Below are 16,588 nucleotides of genomic sequence, written 5' to 3' on the forward strand. Positions count from 1 at the left end.
CCTCCGTTGCGTGAGCCTGGGCCGCGCTGTTTAAAAACGCACAGCAGCTGGGTAAAAACTAACATTTTTAAGACGAAAACTAACAACTAGGATGGAACCAATAAGAAAAACAAGCGAGACCTCAGATGCCCCTTGCAGCTGCTGAATACGATTACGTGGTAGTAGGCGCCGGCCCCGCAGGCTGCCTGCTGGCCAATCGACTGTCCGCCAACCCTGCCCACCGCGTGCTGCTGCTCGAAGCCGGTGGTCGCGACAACTACCCTTGGATCCACATCCCCGTCGGCTACCTCTTCTGCATTGGTAACCCGCGTACCGACTGGTGTTTCAAGACCGAAGCCCAGGAAGGTCTGCAAGGCCGCGCCCTGAGTTACCCACGCGGCAAGGTGCTGGGCGGCTGCTCGTCCATCAACGGCATGATCTACATGCGTGGCCAGGCCCAGGATTACGACGGCTGGGCGGCGCAAGGCAACCCGGGCTGGGCCTGGAAAGATGTGCTGCCACTGTTCAAGCAGAGCGAAAACCATTTTGCCGGTGGTTCGGAATTTCACAGTGACGGCGGCGAGTGGCGCGTTGAGCAGCAACGCCTGCATTGGTCAATCCTGGACGCCTTTCGTGACGCGGCGGCGCAAAGTGGCATCGCGCCGATCAACGACTTTAATCAGGGCGATAACGAAGGCTGCGGCTACTTCCAGGTCAACCAGAAGGCCGGGGTGCGCTGGAATGCAGCCAAGGCGTTTCTCAAGCCGATCCGCCAGCGGGCCAATCTCACCGTGCTGACCGAAGTCGAAGTCGACCGCGTGCTGCTGGAAAACGGTCGCGCATCAGCCGTGCTCGGGCGTCAGAACGGCCAACAGGTGAGTTGGAAAGCACGCCGGGAAATCGTGCTGTGCGCCGGTTCCGTGGGCTCGCCGGGCATCCTGCAACGTTCGGGGATCGGCCCCTCCAACGTGCTCAAGCCGTTGGGCATCGACGTGGTGCATGAGCTGCCAGGCGTCGGCGGTAACCTGCAGGATCACCTGCAACTGCGGCTGATCTACAAACTGGAAAACGCGCGCACCCTGAACCAGATCGCAGGCTCGGTGTGGGGCAAGATGGGCATGGGCCTGCAGTATTTGTATAACCGCAGTGGCCCGCTCTCGATGGCGCCCAGCCAGCTCGGGGCGTTTGCCCGCTCCGGCCCGGAACAGACCTCGGCCAACCTTGAATACCATGTGCAGCCCCTTTCCCTTGAGCGTTTTGGCGAGCCGTTGCACGCGTTCCCGGCGTTTACCGCATCGGTCTGCGACCTGCGCCCGCAAAGCCGCGGCCGTATCGATATTCGCTCGGCCAACCCGGCAGATGCACCGCTGATCCGGCCCAACTACCTCAGCCATCCGGAAGACTTGCGGGTGGCCGCCGATGCGATCCGCCTGACCCGACGGATTGTTGCCGCACCGGCTTTGAACCCGTTCAAACCGGTGGAATACCTGCCCGGCGATTCGCTGCAAACAGAAGAGCAACTGCACGAAGCCGCCGCGCGCATCGGCACGACGATCTTCCATCCGGTGGGCACCTGCCGCATGGGCGATGACAAAGACGCCGTAGTCGACGCGCAACTGCGTGTACATGGCGTACCCGGCCTGCGCATCGCCGATGCCTCAATCATGCCGCGCATCACGTCCGGCAACACCTGCTCACCGACGCTGATGATCGCGGAGAAAGCTGCGCAATTGATCCTTTCGCCGAACACAAGGAGCCTCGCCCCGGAGAAAGAACTGGTTCATGCAATCTGAATAGCGGCGCCGTACCCGGCGCCGACAGTGGAACAACAATAAATAATCACTGTGAGGGATACCCGATGTCAGAACATGCTCAACCCCTGGGCTCGGCGATAGACGCGAGCACCAGTAACGACTCAAAGAAAGTCATCTTCGCCTCGTCCCTCGGGACGGTGTTCGAGTGGTATGACTTTTTCCTCTACGGCGCCCTGGCGGCGGTGATCAGCAAGCAGTTCTTTGCCGGGGTCAACGACACCACGGCGTTTATCTTTGCCTTGATGGCCTTTGCCGCCGGCTTTGTGGTGCGGCCGTTCGGCGCCCTGGTGTTTGGGCGCCTGGGGGACATGATCGGGCGCAAATATACCTTCCTGGTGACCATCATTCTGATGGGTGTGGCGACGTTCTGTGTCGGGCTGTTGCCGACCTACGCCAGCATCGGTATTGCGGCGCCGGTCATCCTGATCGTGCTGCGCATGCTGCAAGGCCTGGCGCTGGGCGGTGAATACGGCGGCGCGGCCACCTACGTGGCCGAGCACGCGCCGGCCGGCAAGCGCGGTTTTCACACCAGCTGGATTCAATCCACCGCGACCCTTGGCCTGCTGCTGTCGTTGCTGGTGGTGCTGGCCTGTCGTTACTTCACCGGTGACCAGTTCGAAGTGTGGGGCTGGCGTATTCCGTTTCTGTTCTCGATTGTGCTGCTGGGCATTTCCACCTGGATTCGCCTGAGCCTGCATGAGTCGCCGGCTTTCCTGAAAATGAAAGAGGAAGGCAAGGCCAGCAAATCGCCAATCCGTGACTCCTTTGGTAAATGGGAGAACCTCAAGGTGGTGCTGATTGCGCTGTTCAGCATCAACGGCGGGCAAGCAGTGACCTTCTACGCGGCGCAGTTCTATGTGCTGTTCTTCCTCACCCAATTCCTGAAAATGGACCCAGCCCTGGCCAACGTACTGCTGATCATCAGCGTGGTGATTGGCGCGCCGTTCTTCGTGTTTTTCGGCTGGCTGTCGGACAAGGTCGGGCGCAAACCCGTGCTGATGCTTGGCCTGCTGCTAGCGACCGTCCTGTACTTCCCGATCTTCAAAAGCCTGGCGCACTACACCAACCCGGCGATGGACCAGGCCAGCCACCAGGCACCAATCACCGTGCTGGCCGACCCGGCCACTTGCACCTTCCAGTTCGACCCGGTGGGCAAGGCGCGTTTTGACAGCCCCTGCGACAAGGTCAAGACCTTCCTGGTCAAACAAGGCCTGCCCTACAGCAGCGCCGCCGCCCCTGCGGGCAGCCCGGTGCAGGTGAGCGTGGGTGACGTGCGTATCGATGGCTTTGATGAAGCGGCGTTGCGTGGCGCGGTGACCCTGGCGGGCTATCCGACTTCGGCGGACGTGGCCCAGGTCAACAAAGTGATGGTGGTGGTGCTGATCGTGGCGCTGATCCTGATCGCAGCCATGTGCTACGGCCCGCTGGCGGCGCTGATGGTGGAGCTGTTCCCGACGCGCATCCGCTACACCTCGATGTCCCTGCCCTACCACATCGGTAACGGCTGGTTTGGCGGGTTCCTGCCGACCGTGTCGTTCGCTTTGGTGGTGTACACCGGCGATATTTTCTATGGCCTGTGGTACCCGGTGGTGGTGACCGGAGTGAGCCTGATTGTCGGGTTGTTCTGCCTCAAAGAAACACGGCATGTGGATATCGATAACAACTGATCAGCGGTGCCCCCACCTTTGCCAGGTGGGGGCACATACAAATTGCTGTATATCCATCCAGATAATGGTTGATCAAATCCCTTCTTTTGCCCATCCTGCTCTCCATTCAACTGCGTAACGAATGTGATGACCATGCGGCTGTACCTCTGTGAAAAACCCTCCCAGGCCAAGGATATTGCGGCCGTGCTCGGCGCCAGTCGCCGAGGCGACGGTTGCTGGCTGGGTAATGGCGTCACAGTCACCTGGTGTATCGGCCACCTGCTGGAAACCGCCCCGCCCGACGCCTACGACGCCAAATACAAGCGCTGGGTGCTGGCAGACCTGCCGATCGTTCCGGAAAAATGGAAGATGTTGGTCAAGCCCAAGACCGCCAGCCAGTACAAGGCGGTCAAGCGTTTGCTGGGAGAGGCCCAGGAGTTGGTGATCGCCACCGACGCCGACCGTGAGGGCGAGATGATCGCCCGTGAGCTGGTGGAGCATTGCCGTTATCGCGGGCCGATCCAACGCTTGTGGCTGTCGGCGCTGGATGACGCTTCTATTCGCAAGGCCTTGGCGGCGCTCAAACCAGGTGCCGAAACGTTCAGCCTGTATCACTCGGCCCTGGGCCGCTCCCGGGCCGACTGGTTAATCGGCATGAACATGAGCCGTTTATTTACCCTGCTTGGGCGCCAATCCGGGTATCAAGGCGTATTGCCGGTGGGCCGGGTGCAAACGCCAACCTTGCGACTGGTGGTAGACCGCGACCGCAGCATCGCCGACTTTGTGCCGGTGGCTTACTGGGCCATCGATGTAGACCTGCGCCACGAGCGCATGACCTTCACTGCCCAATGGCGCGCCGTTGATGACGCCTGTGACGACCAGGGCCGCTGCCTCAACCCGCAACTGGCTCGCGACGCGGCCGACGCCATGAACAACGCCGCCACCGCGCGGCTGGTGAAGCTGCGTACCGAGCGCATGCGCGAGGTGGCGCCCCTGCCCTTTGACCTCGGCACCTTGCAGGAAATCTGCTCGAAGAAGCTCGGCCTGGGCGCCCAGGAAACCCTGGATATCGCCCAGTCACTCTACGAAACCCACAAAGCCATCACCTACCCGCGCAGCGATTGCGGTTACCTGCCCCTGAGCCAGCACAGTGACGCGCCGAAGATTCTCGCCGCGCTGGGCCGTGCGGATGCGGCGGTCAACGAACTGATGCCGCACATCGATCCACAGCGCCGTTCGCGGGCGTGGAACGATGCCAAGGTCAGCGCGCACCATGGCATCATTCCGACGGGTGCAGGCAAGGATGCCAGCCAACTCACCGGCAAGCATCGCGCGGTCTATACGCTTATTCGCGCGCGTTACCTGGCGCAGTTCCTGCCCAACCATGAATACGATCGCACCCAGGCGGATTTCGACTGCGCCGGGCAAGCCTTGCGTGCAGTGGGCAAAGTCGTCATCGAGCCAGGCTGGAAACGCGCCTTGCCCGAAGCGCTGGCACCGGCCAAGGGCCGTGAAGCGCCTGCACCGCAGGCCTTGCCAACGTTAGTGCAAGGCCAGGATTACGCGGTGGCCAAGGTCAACCTCAAGGACCTGTGGACCCAACCGCCCAAGCCCTTTACCGAAGGCGACCTGATCAAGGCGATGAAAAACGTCGCCAAGCTGGTGCAAGATCCGCTGCTCAAGCAAAAGCTCAAGGACACCACCGGCATCGGTACTGAAGCCACCCGCGCCGGCATTATCCAGGGGTTGTTGGACCGTGGTTACCTGGTGAAAAACGGTAAAGCCTTATCGGCCACCCCGGCGGCGTTCAGTCTGATCGACGCAGTGCCCCGCGCCATCGCCGACCCTGGCACCACCGCGATCTGGGAACAGGCGCTGGACATGGTGCAAAGCGGCGAAATGAGCCTCGAAGAGTTCGTCGCCAAACAAGCGGCCTGGATGAGCAAACAAGTGGCGCGCTGCAACGGCATGCGCATGACCATCACTGGCCCCGCCAGCCCGGCAGGCCGAGGCGCCACACCGTGGAAAAACAAACGCAAGAGCACCCCGCGCAAGGCTGCCGCCAGCCCCAAGCGCGCCAAAAAACCGACAAATCCCGGATAAACGTCGAAAAAATCCGGCGAATGACGTTTTTCGACGGGATTAACGCCGCTTTGGACCTTGCCCCGTCGTGGGCCGTCTAGGATTCTGTAGGAGACCTTGACTACCTAACAACAACACCGGAGTGGCCGCCATGAAAACCGTTGCACAAGTGCTCAAAGCCAAGGACCAGAAAAACCAGGACGTCCACACCATCAAGTCGCACCAGACAGTGATGGAGGCATTGATCCAGATGGCAGCCAAAAACGTCGGCGCCTTGCCGGTCGTGGATGATGGCAAGGTGGTGGGGGTGATCAGCGAACGTGACTATGCGCGCAAACTGATCCTCAAGGGGCGCTCTTCAGCGACCACTGCCGTAAGCGAAATCATGAGTTCGCCGGTCATTACCGTCGACACCCACCAGAGTGTCGAAAAGTGCATGAACATCATGACGGATGGTCACCTGCGCCACCTCCCCGTGGTTGAAGGTGGCAAGCTGATCGGCCTGCTGTCCATCGGCGACCTTGTGAAAGAGGCCATTGCCGAGCAGGCTGACCTGATTAAACAGTTGGAGCAGTACATACGCGGCGAATAGGGGAACCCATGCCGAGCACGCTGGAACATCAAGAGGACCACCTCGACACCCTGCACCACGCCATGGCTGAACGGCGCTTTCTGGTGTTGACCGGTGCGGGGATCAGCACGTCGTCGGGGATTCCCGATTATCGCGACAGCGAAGGCGTACGCCGAGGCAAGGCGCCGATGATGTTCCAGGAGTTCCTGGCCACCCCGCAAGCGCGGCGCCGTTATTGGGCACGGGCGATGCTGGGTTGGCCACGGGTGCGCATTGCGCAGCCGAACAAGGCCCATATCGCGCTGGCGACATTGCAACAACGCCAGCGCATCAGCGGGCTGATCACGCAAAACGTCGACACCCTGCATGATCAGGCCGGTAGCCATGATGTGATCGAGCTGCATGGCAGCTTGCATCGAGTGCTGTGTCTGGATTGTCAGCAGCGTAGCGAGCGCGATCTGATTCAACGCGTGATGGAAGATGAGAACCCCTACCTGGCAGGTGTCGATGCTGTGCAAGCACCCGACGGTGACACCTTGCTCGACCCTGCCTTTGAAGAACGCTTCCATACCCCCCACTGCCCCCATTGCAACGGCCAACGGCTGAAACCCGATGTGGTGTTTTTCGGCGAGAACGTTGCCCAGGCAACAGCGGCCAAGGCGATGGCTGCGGTGGAACAGGCCGAAGGGCTGCTGGTAGTGGGTTCATCGCTGATGGCCTATTCGGCGTTTCGCCTGTGCAAGGCGATGGTCGAGCAAGGCAAGCCGGTGATTGCCATCAACCTGGGCAAGACCCGGGGGGATGAGCTATTGCAGGTGAAAATCGAGGCGTCGTGCGAGCAGTTGTTGCCCCTGCTAGTCGAGCGCTTGGGATAACGCTGAATTCACCACTGGAATGCAGACCGATTGTGGCGAGCGGGCTTGCCACAAATGCACTTTTCATCTCGACTAGCATTTCCAAAAAATGACGCCCAAGTCACGTTTTTCTGCATTCTCCCGTCCCCACGACGATTTATGTAGTGATCAAAAAAAATCACTACATAACCGTTGACGTAACCTTTTTGTCCTTGCATTATCGAGACGTCTCCCGGATCGGGAGCGTTGGTAACAAGCGTTTTGAAAGAGCTCGTCTGACCGCCGAGCTGTTTTTTCCGGATGTGCACTGCCCACAAGGCAGATTGATGAAGCTGACCGGCCCGAAAGGATTGGTACAAGGAGCTCAAACGCTGCTTGTCTTCGTTATGAAACCATTGCGTAGCAGTTCATCAGCAAGACTACATGCATCAGGTTCAAGACCCTGCCCGTATTCGGCAGACCGTCACTGACGCCCGGTTTTCAGAACCGGAGACAACTAAGCAGTTTTAACGAATCAACTGATAGATCGCCAACTGGTCAAGGGGCTTACACATGAATCTGAACAACCAACCAACTATCGATGAATTGGCTGAGATGTTCGCAGCGCAGAAAGACACACTCGACGACCATATCCTGTGGATTGGCAAATCGGGCGAAGTGCAACTTGACTGCCTGGCGCCCAATACCGAAGAAGCCGAATTTGACCGCAACAACCGTGAGCTGGCAGCGCGCCTTAAGGTGTACCGCCGTGGGCAGGGTTATGTCGGCAAGAAGGCCGCGGCTGATCGCAACTTCATTGAGCAGGTCTTTCATACACTGAATACCGAATGGCAGAACCTGCGCGGCCAATCGCACGTTAAAGTGATTGATAGATACTGCTGATCACACAACATTAAACATTTAAGCCCGTTCGTTTATTCGAACGGGCTTTTTAATATCTAATCCTGATTAACCTTATAACAACGCGGGAAACCGTCCCTTACTCGCTTCATCGCGAAAAATATCAAATAACACCTGCGCCGCCGCCGACAGTTCATGCCCGGGCTTGGTCAGCACACCTATCGGCCGTTCGATCACCGGATCACTCAGGGTGATGCAATGGGCGCCCGCCTCTATCATCTGTCGCGCACACAATGCGGGTACGGCGCTGACGCCCAAACCATTGGCAACCATCTTGCCCACCGTCGCCAACTGATGGCTTTCCAAGGCCACCGGTAACTTCATTTGCATGGCGCCCAAATGCTCCTCCAGCATCACTCGTACCGTGGAAGGCCGCTGCAGGGTAATGAACGGTTGCCCTAACAGGGTTTCCCAATCGATCTCGATGCGTTGCGCCAAAGGCGAATCACCGGGCACCACGGCTATAAACCGATCCAGGTACAACGGGGTGAACGCCAATGACGAACCTTCAGGCGGCTCGAACGCCACACCCAGCTCCACCTGGCGGTCACGGACCATCTCCAGCACCTGCTCGTTGATCAGGTCATGCACCGTCACGTTCACTTGGGGGTAACGTTCGCGGAATATCTTCAAGATCGGCGGCAACAGGTTTCCCGCAAACGACGGCATCGCGGCCACTGTCACTCGCCCACGCTGCAGCGTGAAGCGCTGGCGCAGCTCATCTTCGGCGTTGTCCCAATCGGCAATCAGCCGACGCGCCAGGGGCAGCAAGGATTCGCCTTCGGGCGTCAGCGCGACATTACGTGTATTACGGCTGAACAGGCGCCCGCCCAAGCCTTCTTCCAGACCCTTGATGGTGAGACTCAACGCAGACTGGGAAAGGTGCAGGCGCTCACAAGCGGCGGCAAAACTCAGGCTCTGGGCCACGGCGAGAAAGGCCCTCATCTGTTTAACTGTCATGACGCTACTCCAAACGGCCAGGCGACTATGCTGTTTTCTAAATCAATCAACCTTAAAAAACAACTTAACAAATCAATCCGTCGGCGCAACACTCAAGTCATTGGCTGGCCCACAAACAATAAAAGAGGTGCATATGGCAGGTTTCGATAAACGCGTGGCGTCCTATGAAGAAGCACTGGCAGGCCTGGAAGACGGCATGACCGTACTCTCCGGTGGTTTTGGCCTGTGCGGCATTCCGGAAAACCTCATCGCCGAGATCAAGCGCAAAGGCACCCGCGACCTGACGGTGGTATCCAACAACTGCGGCGTCGACGGTTTCGGCCTCGGCGTGCTGCTGGAAGAAAAGCAGATCCGCAAAGTGATCGCGTCCTACGTCGGTGAAAACGCCCTGTTCGAGAAGCAACTGCTCAGCGGCGAAATCGAAGTCGTCCTGACCCCTCAAGGCACCCTGGCGGAAAAAATGCGCGCAGGCGGAGCTGGCATCCCGGCCTTCTTCACCGCGACCGGCGTTGGTACCCCGGTCGCCGAGGGCAAGGAAACCCGCGAATTCAAAGGTCGCCCGTACCTGATGGAAGAATCCATCACCGGCGACTTCGCGATCGTCAAAGGCTGGAAAGCCGACCACTTCGGCAACGTCATCTATCGCCACACCGCCCAGAACTTCAACCCGCTGGCCGCCACCGCAGGCAAAATCACCGTGGTCGAAGTTGAAGAAATCGTCGAACCGGGCGAGCTGGACCCGGCGCAGATCCACACCCCTGGCATCTACGTCGACCGGATCATCTGCGGCACCTTCGAGAAGCGCATCGAACAGCGCACCGTCCGCAAATAATCCGCCTCCAGCCCGAACAATAAGGACACATAAAATGGCTCTTACCCGCGAACAAATGGCTCAACGCGTCGCCCGCGAAATGCAGGACGGTTTCTACGTCAACCTCGGTATCGGCATTCCGACCCTGGTGGCCAACTACATCCCCGAAGGCATGGAAGTGATGCTGCAATCGGAAAACGGCCTGCTCGGCATGGGTCCGTTTCCTACCGAAGAAACCATCGATGCCGACATGATCAACGCCGGCAAGCAGACCGTGACCGCACGCATCGGCGCCTCGATCTTCTCCTCCGCCGAGTCCTTCGCGATGATTCGTGGTGGCCACGTCGACCTCACCGTGCTTGGCGCATTTGAGGTGGACGTACAAGGCAACATCGCTTCGTGGATGATCCCCGGCAAATTGGTCAAGGGCATGGGCGGCGCCATGGATCTGGTGGCCGGCGCAGAAAACATCATCGTGATCATGACCCACGCATCAAAGGACGGTGAGTCCAAGTTGCTCAGCCAATGCAGCCTGCCGTTGACTGGCGCCAACTGCATCAAGCGGGTACTGACGGACCTGGCCTACCTGGAAATCAAAGATGGCGCTTTTGTCCTCAAGGAACGCGCACCTGGCGTCAGCGTTGAAGAGATTGTGAGCAAGACCGCCGGTAAACTGATCGTCCCGGACCACGTTCCAGAAATGCACTTCCAGTGAGGACAGATTCCATGCAAGACGTCGTGATTGTTGCTGCCACCCGCACCGCCGTGGGCAGCTTTCAAGGTTCGCTGGCCAGCATCCCGGCACCGGAACTGGGCGCGGCCGTGATCCGTCGCCTGTTGGAGCAGACCGGCCTGGACCCGGCCCAAGTGGATGAAGTCATCCTGGGCCAGGTACTCACCGCAGGCTCAGGCCAGAACCCTGCGCGCCAAGCGTCGATCCTCGCCGGCCTGCCCCACGCCGTGCCAGCCCTGACCCTAAACAAGGTCTGCGGCTCGGGCCTCAAGGCCCTGCATCTGGGCGCCCAAGCCATCCGCTGCGGTGACGCTGACGTAATCATCGCCGGCGGCATGGAGAACATGAGCCTGGCCCCCTACGTGTTGCCTGCCGCGCGCACCGGTCTGCGCATGGGCCACGCCAAGATGATTGACAGCATGATCACCGACGGCCTGTGGGATGCGTTCAACGACTACCACATGGGCATCACCGCCGAGAACCTGGTGGACAAGTACGGCATCAGCCGTGAAGCCCAGGATGCGTTTGCTGCCGCCTCGCAACAAAAAGCGGCCGCCGCTATCGAGGCAGGGCGTTTTGTCGATGAGATCACGCCGATCCTGATTCCCCAGCGCAAAGGCGACCCGCTGGCCTTCGCCGTGGATGAACAGCCCCGCGCCGGCACTACTGCCCAATCCCTGGCCAAACTCAAGCCGGCCTTTAAGAAAGACGGCAGCGTCACTGCTGGCAACGCCTCCAGCCTCAACGACGGCGCCGCCGCTGTGCTGCTGATGAGTGCCGACAAGGCCAAGGCCCTCGGCCTGCCGGTTTTGGCGCGCATCGCCAGCTACGCCAATGCCGGTGTTGACCCCGCCATCATGGGCATCGGCCCGGTCTCGGCCACCCGCCGCTGCCTGGACAAAGCTGGCTGGAGCTTGGGCGACCTGGACCTGATCGAAGCCAACGAAGCCTTCGCTGCACAATCTCTGGCGGTGGGCAAAGAGCTGGAATGGGACGCCGACAAAGTCAACGTCAATGGCGGTGCCATCGCCATTGGCCACCCGATCGGCGCCTCAGGCTGCCGCGTACTGGTGACCCTGCTGCATGAAATGATCAAGCGCGATGCCAAAAAAGGCCTGGCGACCCTGTGCATCGGTGGCGGCCAGGGTGTTGCCCTCGCCCTCGAACGCAGCTGATTCAAAGAGCAACATGGACAAGGCCCGGTTCCACGAAAACCGGGCCTTTTCTTTGCCCACCTCAATGAGGTTGCGGCACCGCAAACACCGCATTCGCTCGCGCCACTACCTTCTCCCCCACCTGCAAGCTCACCGTGGCAAATGCCATCTGCCGACCACGCTTGTGATGTTCCAAGCGCACCACAATCCACTCCCCCACTTGCACCGCCCCCAAGTAGTCCAATGTCATGCTCGCCGTAATCAATGGCAACGGTGGCTCGCTGGAAAATGCCATCGCATAACCCATGCCGATATCCGCCAGGGTTGCCAACACCCCGCCATGTACCGTGCCGCGTCCATTGGCATGACGGTTATCGGCACGCAGGCCTATTTCCAGTTGCAAGCCTTCACCACGGCAATAGGCGGGCCCTAGCAAGTCGAGAAGTGGACTGCTGCGGGGCAACGAGACAAAACCTTCAGGCACGGCGTGGGCGATCATGGCGAGTTCTTCCTTGGAGTGAGGATTAAGGTGTACTCCGGGGCCCGCCCGGCGACCATCACCATCAGCCATGCAAATCCCCCACGATGCTTTGCGTTAATCCGCCAGACCCGTTTTAATCGCCGTCAATTTCTCCTGCACACCTCAAGGAACTGCTATGCGCCATCTGGACGGCAAACCTCGCCCGTTTTTTATGATCTTGCTGGCCAGCCTGGCCCTGATCGGCTGCTCACCCAAGGACCACTCCCGCGCCACGGTGATCAACGGCGAACAAGGCCGGGCCGGTGCACAGCTGGCCTATGAGCATGAGTTAACCCTGGCCCTGCCCGGCGCCCTGCTCGCGCCGCGTATGCAAGCCACCCGCGAGGCCTGCGAATCGGCACGCTTTGGCGCCTGCAATATTCTGGGTATCACCGAAAACGACAACGGGGGCGAGATCATCCTGCGCATCGCCCCCACCGGGGTGGAGCCTATGGTCGCCATGGCCGCCGAGGGTGGAAAGCTCGGCCAGCGCATCACCACCGCCGAAGACCTGGCCGATGCCGTCGCCGACGTGCGTCGCCGCCAGGACCGTCTGCAAGCCCAGCAGCAACGCCTCGATGAATTGGCCAAGCGCAAGGACATCACCGTCAGTGACCTGATCGCCTTGAGCAAGGAACAAGCGACCATAGAAAACGAGTTGCAGGAACTGGCCCAAGTCGCCGCCGGCCAGCAACGTCGCCTCGATACCAACCGCGTCACCCTGAATTTCCGCTCCTTCGACGGCGCGAACCAACAGTCACGGTTCAGCCGGATGTTCAGCAACCTGGGCGACAATCTGGTGAACGGAACGGCAGATGCCCTGGAACGCGCCAGCTATGTGTTGCCGTTTGTGATCCTGGCGTTCCCGGTGGTGTGGCTGTGGGTGTGGCTGTGGCGCCGGTTCGTCAAGCGCCGTACTTAATCAGCGCTTCATACAGCGCTGATATCGCTCATCCACCCGCTTCGCGAACCACGCAGTGGTAAGGTTGCGGGTAATTTTAGGGCTCTTGAGTAGGATGCCCGGCAAAATCGCCCGTGGAATCGGTTTGCCGGCAGCCTTGTCGGCCAGGGCAAACACGCGTTTGTAGAGGGTGGTCTGCTCAAAGTCGAGTTGCTCGCCCTGCTCCAGTTGGCTGCGGATGCTGGGGTTACGCATGTCCAGCTTCGCGCCCAGGGAACGCACCGCCAATTCGGTGGTGCCCGGCAGCAGTGAGCCGTAGCGAATCAAATCCCCATCCAGCGCCAGCTCGGTACCGGTGACTCGACTGACAGCGGCCTGGAACGCGGCGTTGCGGCTCGCGTACCAACCGGCATTGAAGTCGGCAAAGCGGTACAGCGGCTGGTCGTAGCTCACCGGGTAACCGAGCAGATGGGTGATACCAAAATACATACCGCCACGACGCGTGAAGACTTCGCGGCGAATCGTGCCGTCCACCGTGTAGGGATAACCCCGCGCATGTTGTTGCGCAAAGTCGATGCTGACCTGCATGGGGCCTGCGGTGTGTACCGGGTTAAAACCACCAAACAGCGTATTGCCCAGAGGCACCATGCTGATGAAATCGTCGAAGATCCCGCTCAGGTCCTTCTCCGTGCGCGCGGCACTCAAGCGATCGGCGTAGGACTTGCCGGTGGGCGAGCGCAATTGCAGCGTGGTACGCACCACCACCGCAGGCACATACACCTTGGCAGCGCGCCGCAGGATTTCATCCTGGGCGATCTTGCCCATGTTCGGCACGGGTGGATCGACCTGATAGGTGGACTCTTGCTCGGTCACCGCCAGTACGGCGCAGATGTTTTCGGTACTGGGGTAGATTTTCTGGGTATCCAAGGCGGTGTAGATGTCCTGGGCCCAACCGCTGCGGTCCGGCACCGTCGCAGGTAACAGGCGCACGATCTGCGCTTTCACCTCGGTCTCGCCACGTGCAGGCTGTTGCGGCCCACGTGGGGTGGAGCAACCGGCCAGCACCAGCAAAGTCGTGAGGCACAGGATCAGGCGGCTTGAGTACATTGGGCTTCCTTGGATGGCAACGGGCCGGGCATTGCGATATCGACACGTTAGTCTAACCGGGGTTCGCCGACCTGCTGCACTCGCAAGCCGCAACCGAACGTGACAGGATCTGTCACCGACCATTCGTACACGGAGTTTGAATGCCATGCTCAGCATGAACTTCCTCATCACCTGCTTGATCGTCGTGCTGATCCCTGGCACCGGCGTGATCTTCACCGTATCCACAGGCCTCACGGCCGGCAAGCGTGCCAGTGTGTTTGCAGCGCTGGGTTGTACCGCCGGGATCATTCCTCACTTGCTGGCCTCGACGCTCGGGTTATCTGCCCTGCTGCACACCAGCGCATTGGCGTTCGAAATATTGAAGTACGCAGGCGTTGCCTACCTTTTGTATGTGGCATACGCCACCTGGCGCGATCGCTCGGCCTTCGCCGTAAGTGACACGCCTGCGGTCTCAAGTGCACGCAGTCTGATATTGCGCGGCCTCTTGCTGAATATTCTCAACCCGAAGCTGACCATTTTCTTCCTGGCTTTCCTGCCCCAATTCGTCACACCAGGCAGCACGGCACCCACCACGCAAATGCTGGTGCTGAGCAGCGTTTTCATGGCCATGACGTTTGCAGTCTTCCTGGTGTATGGCCTGCTGGCCAATGTGTTTCGTCGCGCGGTGATCGAATCACCACGGGTACAGAACTGGCTGCGCCGCAGTTTTGCGGTGACCTTCGCAGGGCTGGGATTGAACCTGGCGTTTGCGCAGCGCTGAAAAATGCTGTGACCAGAGAGCGTTATCCGCAATGCCGTAATGAAGTAGGAGAGGACGAGAACTGCTGAAGCGTCCTACTCCTGCTGACGAATAGCGCCGACTTCTTTTGCTTACAAACCTCTGCAAAGTCCTTCGCCTGATCACACAGTGCGAGGGATTGCAGATGGTTATTTTCGTTAGTGCCCTGATTGTTGGGGCTGTCTCTTGATCGCCGCTACCAGCCAAACCATTGGCCTTTTGGTACTGGCGGCCATGGATTCGAAGACCCGCGACGTCGAATCCGTCATCAACGATTTCAAGCGCTGCCTCAATAGCTACGACGTCTGGGCGGAAAGCTTTTTCAGCTTTTCGGCGCTTGATATCGAGCAAGTGTTCAAGGTCGGGGATGAAGTGGCGCTCGTGGCGCCGATCGACCGTTCAATCCTGCCCAGCAGCACCGTCGCCACCTGCAAGGCCAACGGCACGTTGACCCTGGTGCACATGTTCCAGAGCGCGAAGTTCGTGCCCATCGGCAATACACCGGTAGTGCTACAACGCGTTGATCCTGCGGGTGGACCGCTGGGCGAGCCCATCTACAAAACCATCGGCCCGAGCGGCATCCTCGAAGTCACCGAGTGCGATCGCAACCAGCAGTACCGGATCAATTTCTATCCCAACGTTTCCAAGGCGCATTTCAAGGCGCTGTATGCCTCCTATCAATCGGTCATCGCACCGCTGGAGGGTTGGTTGCGCAGTGAGTGGGCGACCACCTTCGAACCGCTGTGGACGAACTACTCCGAAGCGAACGTCCTCAAGCGCTACCTCTCGTTGCACCAAGCCTATGCTCGCGGGTTTGGCGAGGCACTGTACTCACTATGGGACAACATCAAGCAGCTCTTTCAGTGGATTGCCCACCCACTGATCCATGCCGAAAAGCTGCTGCATTACCTGTCACAGGCCGAGCTTGAAAAACTGCTGTCACTAAGCGCCGACACCCTCGCAAAAGGCTTGCTGGTGCTTAGCGATGAGCCTCTGTTGTTTATCTATTTGTCGGCATTGGTCAGTTGGATGCGGATGTTACCGCCTCCGTATATGAACGAGTTGTTGGGGGAGATCAGCGTCGAGGTGCTGATCAACCTGTTGCTGGGATTCGCCACCGCAGGGATGGGCGTGGTGGTGCGCATGAGCACAAAAGTGCTGAGTGGCATCAAGTCTCGCCGTGCCCGCGAGTGGTTGGAACACATAGCCCAGCAGTTCGGGAAATCTCGCGTGGATGAACATGCTGAGGTGGCTAAACCGATATTGCTGGGTGGGCCGGTGACGTCGATCAAAACGGTGCCGAGTGCGCAGTTGAAGGCTGGGGATCAGGTGGTGTCGAACCCGGTGCCGCTGGTTCGTAGCAAGACGCGGCAGACAGCACTGGTCAGGCAGGAACATGTCGATGATATGCCTGCGTCGGGGAAGAACCCGAACGGGGATGCGGCGGCGCCTTCGGATAAGACCGTTACCAACGGTTGCCCGGTGTCGATGGTGACCGGGGAGGAATTACTGACCCTGACCGATGGTGCGCTGGACGGGATTTTGCCGTTTGAGTGGACGCGGTTGTATCGCACCAGTGCAGTGGAAGTGGATTGCGGGTTGGGGTTTGGCTGGAGTCATTCGCTGGCGCAGCGGCTGGTGGTGACGGGTGATTCGGTGGTGTGGACAGACCACGAAAATCGCATTACTGAGTTTCCGTTGCCCACTGCCTCTCGTCCGGCGATTTCCAATAGTTTGGCCGAAGCGGCGATTTACTTGGGCTCATTGCCTGATGAGTT

General features: G+C 59.6%; 15 protein-coding genes. 12 read left to right on the plus strand and 3 right to left on the minus strand.

The genetic code is table 11. From position 1 onward, the window contains the following. Positions 1–125 precede the first annotated feature (125 nt). The 6 genes from BFL40_RS15355 to BFL40_RS15380 all read left to right on the plus strand — a co-directional run bounded on the left by BFL40_RS15355 (position 126) and on the right by BFL40_RS15380 (position 7,828). Entirely contained in the window at positions 126–1,772 is a 1,647-nt protein-coding gene (locus BFL40_RS15355) for a GMC family oxidoreductase (protein ID WP_071484800.1), read from the plus strand. A gap of 65 nt (positions 1,773–1,837) precedes the next feature. Beyond that, the gene (locus BFL40_RS15360; RefSeq protein WP_071484801.1) at positions 1,838–3,460 is read left to right on the plus strand and encodes an MFS transporter; all 1,623 of its coding nucleotides are present in this window, start codon (positions 1,838–1,840) and stop codon (positions 3,458–3,460) included. Between the two features lie 132 nt (positions 3,461–3,592). Continuing rightward, the gene (locus BFL40_RS15365; protein WP_071484813.1) at positions 3,593–5,542 is read left to right on the plus strand and encodes a DNA topoisomerase III; all 1,950 of its coding nucleotides are present in this window, start codon (positions 3,593–3,595) and stop codon (positions 5,540–5,542) included. 130 nt (positions 5,543–5,672) lie between these two features. Then, on the plus strand, positions 5,673–6,113 hold the full coding sequence (locus BFL40_RS15370; protein WP_071484802.1) for a CBS domain-containing protein: 441 nt from the start codon (positions 5,673–5,675) through the stop codon (positions 6,111–6,113). Between the two features lie 8 nt (positions 6,114–6,121). Further along, a complete protein-coding gene (locus BFL40_RS15375; protein ID WP_071484803.1) occupies positions 6,122–6,967 on the plus strand; it encodes an NAD-dependent protein deacetylase in 846 nt (281 codons plus the stop codon). Between the two features lie 531 nt (positions 6,968–7,498). Continuing rightward, entirely contained in the window at positions 7,499–7,828 is a 330-nt protein-coding gene (locus BFL40_RS15380; RefSeq protein ID WP_071484804.1) for a hypothetical protein, read from the plus strand. Positions 7,829–7,900: 72 nt separating this feature from the next. Here the strand turns inward: BFL40_RS15380 and BFL40_RS15385 are convergent, their stop codons facing one another. Continuing rightward, positions 7,901–8,806: a LysR family transcriptional regulator gene (locus BFL40_RS15385; protein ID WP_071484805.1), complete on the minus strand. Its 906-nt coding sequence runs from the start codon at positions 8,804–8,806 to the stop codon at positions 7,901–7,903. A gap of 133 nt (positions 8,807–8,939) precedes the next feature. Here BFL40_RS15385 and BFL40_RS15390 point away from each other — a divergent pair, with 133 nt between their 5' ends. From BFL40_RS15390 to BFL40_RS15400, 3 genes are read left to right on the plus strand one after another with little or no spacing between them, the layout of a single operon-like run. Beyond that, entirely contained in the window at positions 8,940–9,638 is a 699-nt protein-coding gene (locus tag BFL40_RS15390; protein ID WP_071484806.1) for a CoA transferase subunit A, read from the plus strand. A gap of 34 nt (positions 9,639–9,672) precedes the next feature. Then, the gene (locus BFL40_RS15395) at positions 9,673–10,332 is read left to right on the plus strand and encodes a CoA transferase subunit B (RefSeq protein ID WP_071484807.1); all 660 of its coding nucleotides are present in this window, start codon (positions 9,673–9,675) and stop codon (positions 10,330–10,332) included. An 11-nt stretch (positions 10,333–10,343) separates the two neighbouring features. Beyond that, positions 10,344–11,525 (plus strand): acetyl-CoA C-acetyltransferase, encoded by a 1,182-nt coding sequence (locus BFL40_RS15400; RefSeq protein ID WP_071484808.1) that lies wholly within the window; start codon positions 10,344–10,346, stop codon positions 11,523–11,525. A 61-nt stretch (positions 11,526–11,586) separates the two neighbouring features. Here the strand turns inward: BFL40_RS15400 and BFL40_RS15405 are convergent, their stop codons facing one another. Then, entirely contained in the window at positions 11,587–12,003 is a 417-nt protein-coding gene (locus BFL40_RS15405) for a PaaI family thioesterase (RefSeq protein ID WP_071484809.1), read from the minus strand. 157 nt (positions 12,004–12,160) lie between these two features. On the opposite strand from BFL40_RS15405, the gene BFL40_RS15410 reads away from it, so the two are divergent. Further along, the gene (locus tag BFL40_RS15410; protein ID WP_071484810.1) at positions 12,161–12,946 is read left to right on the plus strand and encodes a DUF4349 domain-containing protein; all 786 of its coding nucleotides are present in this window, start codon (positions 12,161–12,163) and stop codon (positions 12,944–12,946) included. On the opposite strand, the gene BFL40_RS15415 is transcribed toward BFL40_RS15410, so the two are convergent. Beyond that, on the minus strand, positions 12,947–14,032 hold the full coding sequence (locus BFL40_RS15415) for a DUF1615 domain-containing protein (RefSeq protein WP_071484811.1): 1,086 nt from the start codon (positions 14,030–14,032) through the stop codon (positions 12,947–12,949). It abuts the gene before it with no gap. 145 nt (positions 14,033–14,177) lie between these two features. Between BFL40_RS15415 and BFL40_RS15420 the strand changes: the two genes are divergently transcribed. Both BFL40_RS15420 and BFL40_RS15425 read left to right on the plus strand, forming a co-directional pair. Beyond that, positions 14,178–14,792, plus strand: coding sequence for a LysE family translocator (locus BFL40_RS15420; protein ID WP_071484812.1), 615 nt, complete (start codon positions 14,178–14,180; stop codon positions 14,790–14,792). Between the two features lie 252 nt (positions 14,793–15,044). Then, positions 15,045–16,588: DUF6531 domain-containing protein (locus tag BFL40_RS15425; protein ID WP_256254418.1), on the plus strand; the 1,544-nt coding region annotated here is incomplete at its 3' end.

The sequence above is a fragment of the Pseudomonas costantinii genome, assembly GCF_001870435.1.
GTDB lineage: Bacteria > Pseudomonadota > Gammaproteobacteria > Pseudomonadales > Pseudomonadaceae > Aquipseudomonas > Aquipseudomonas costantinii.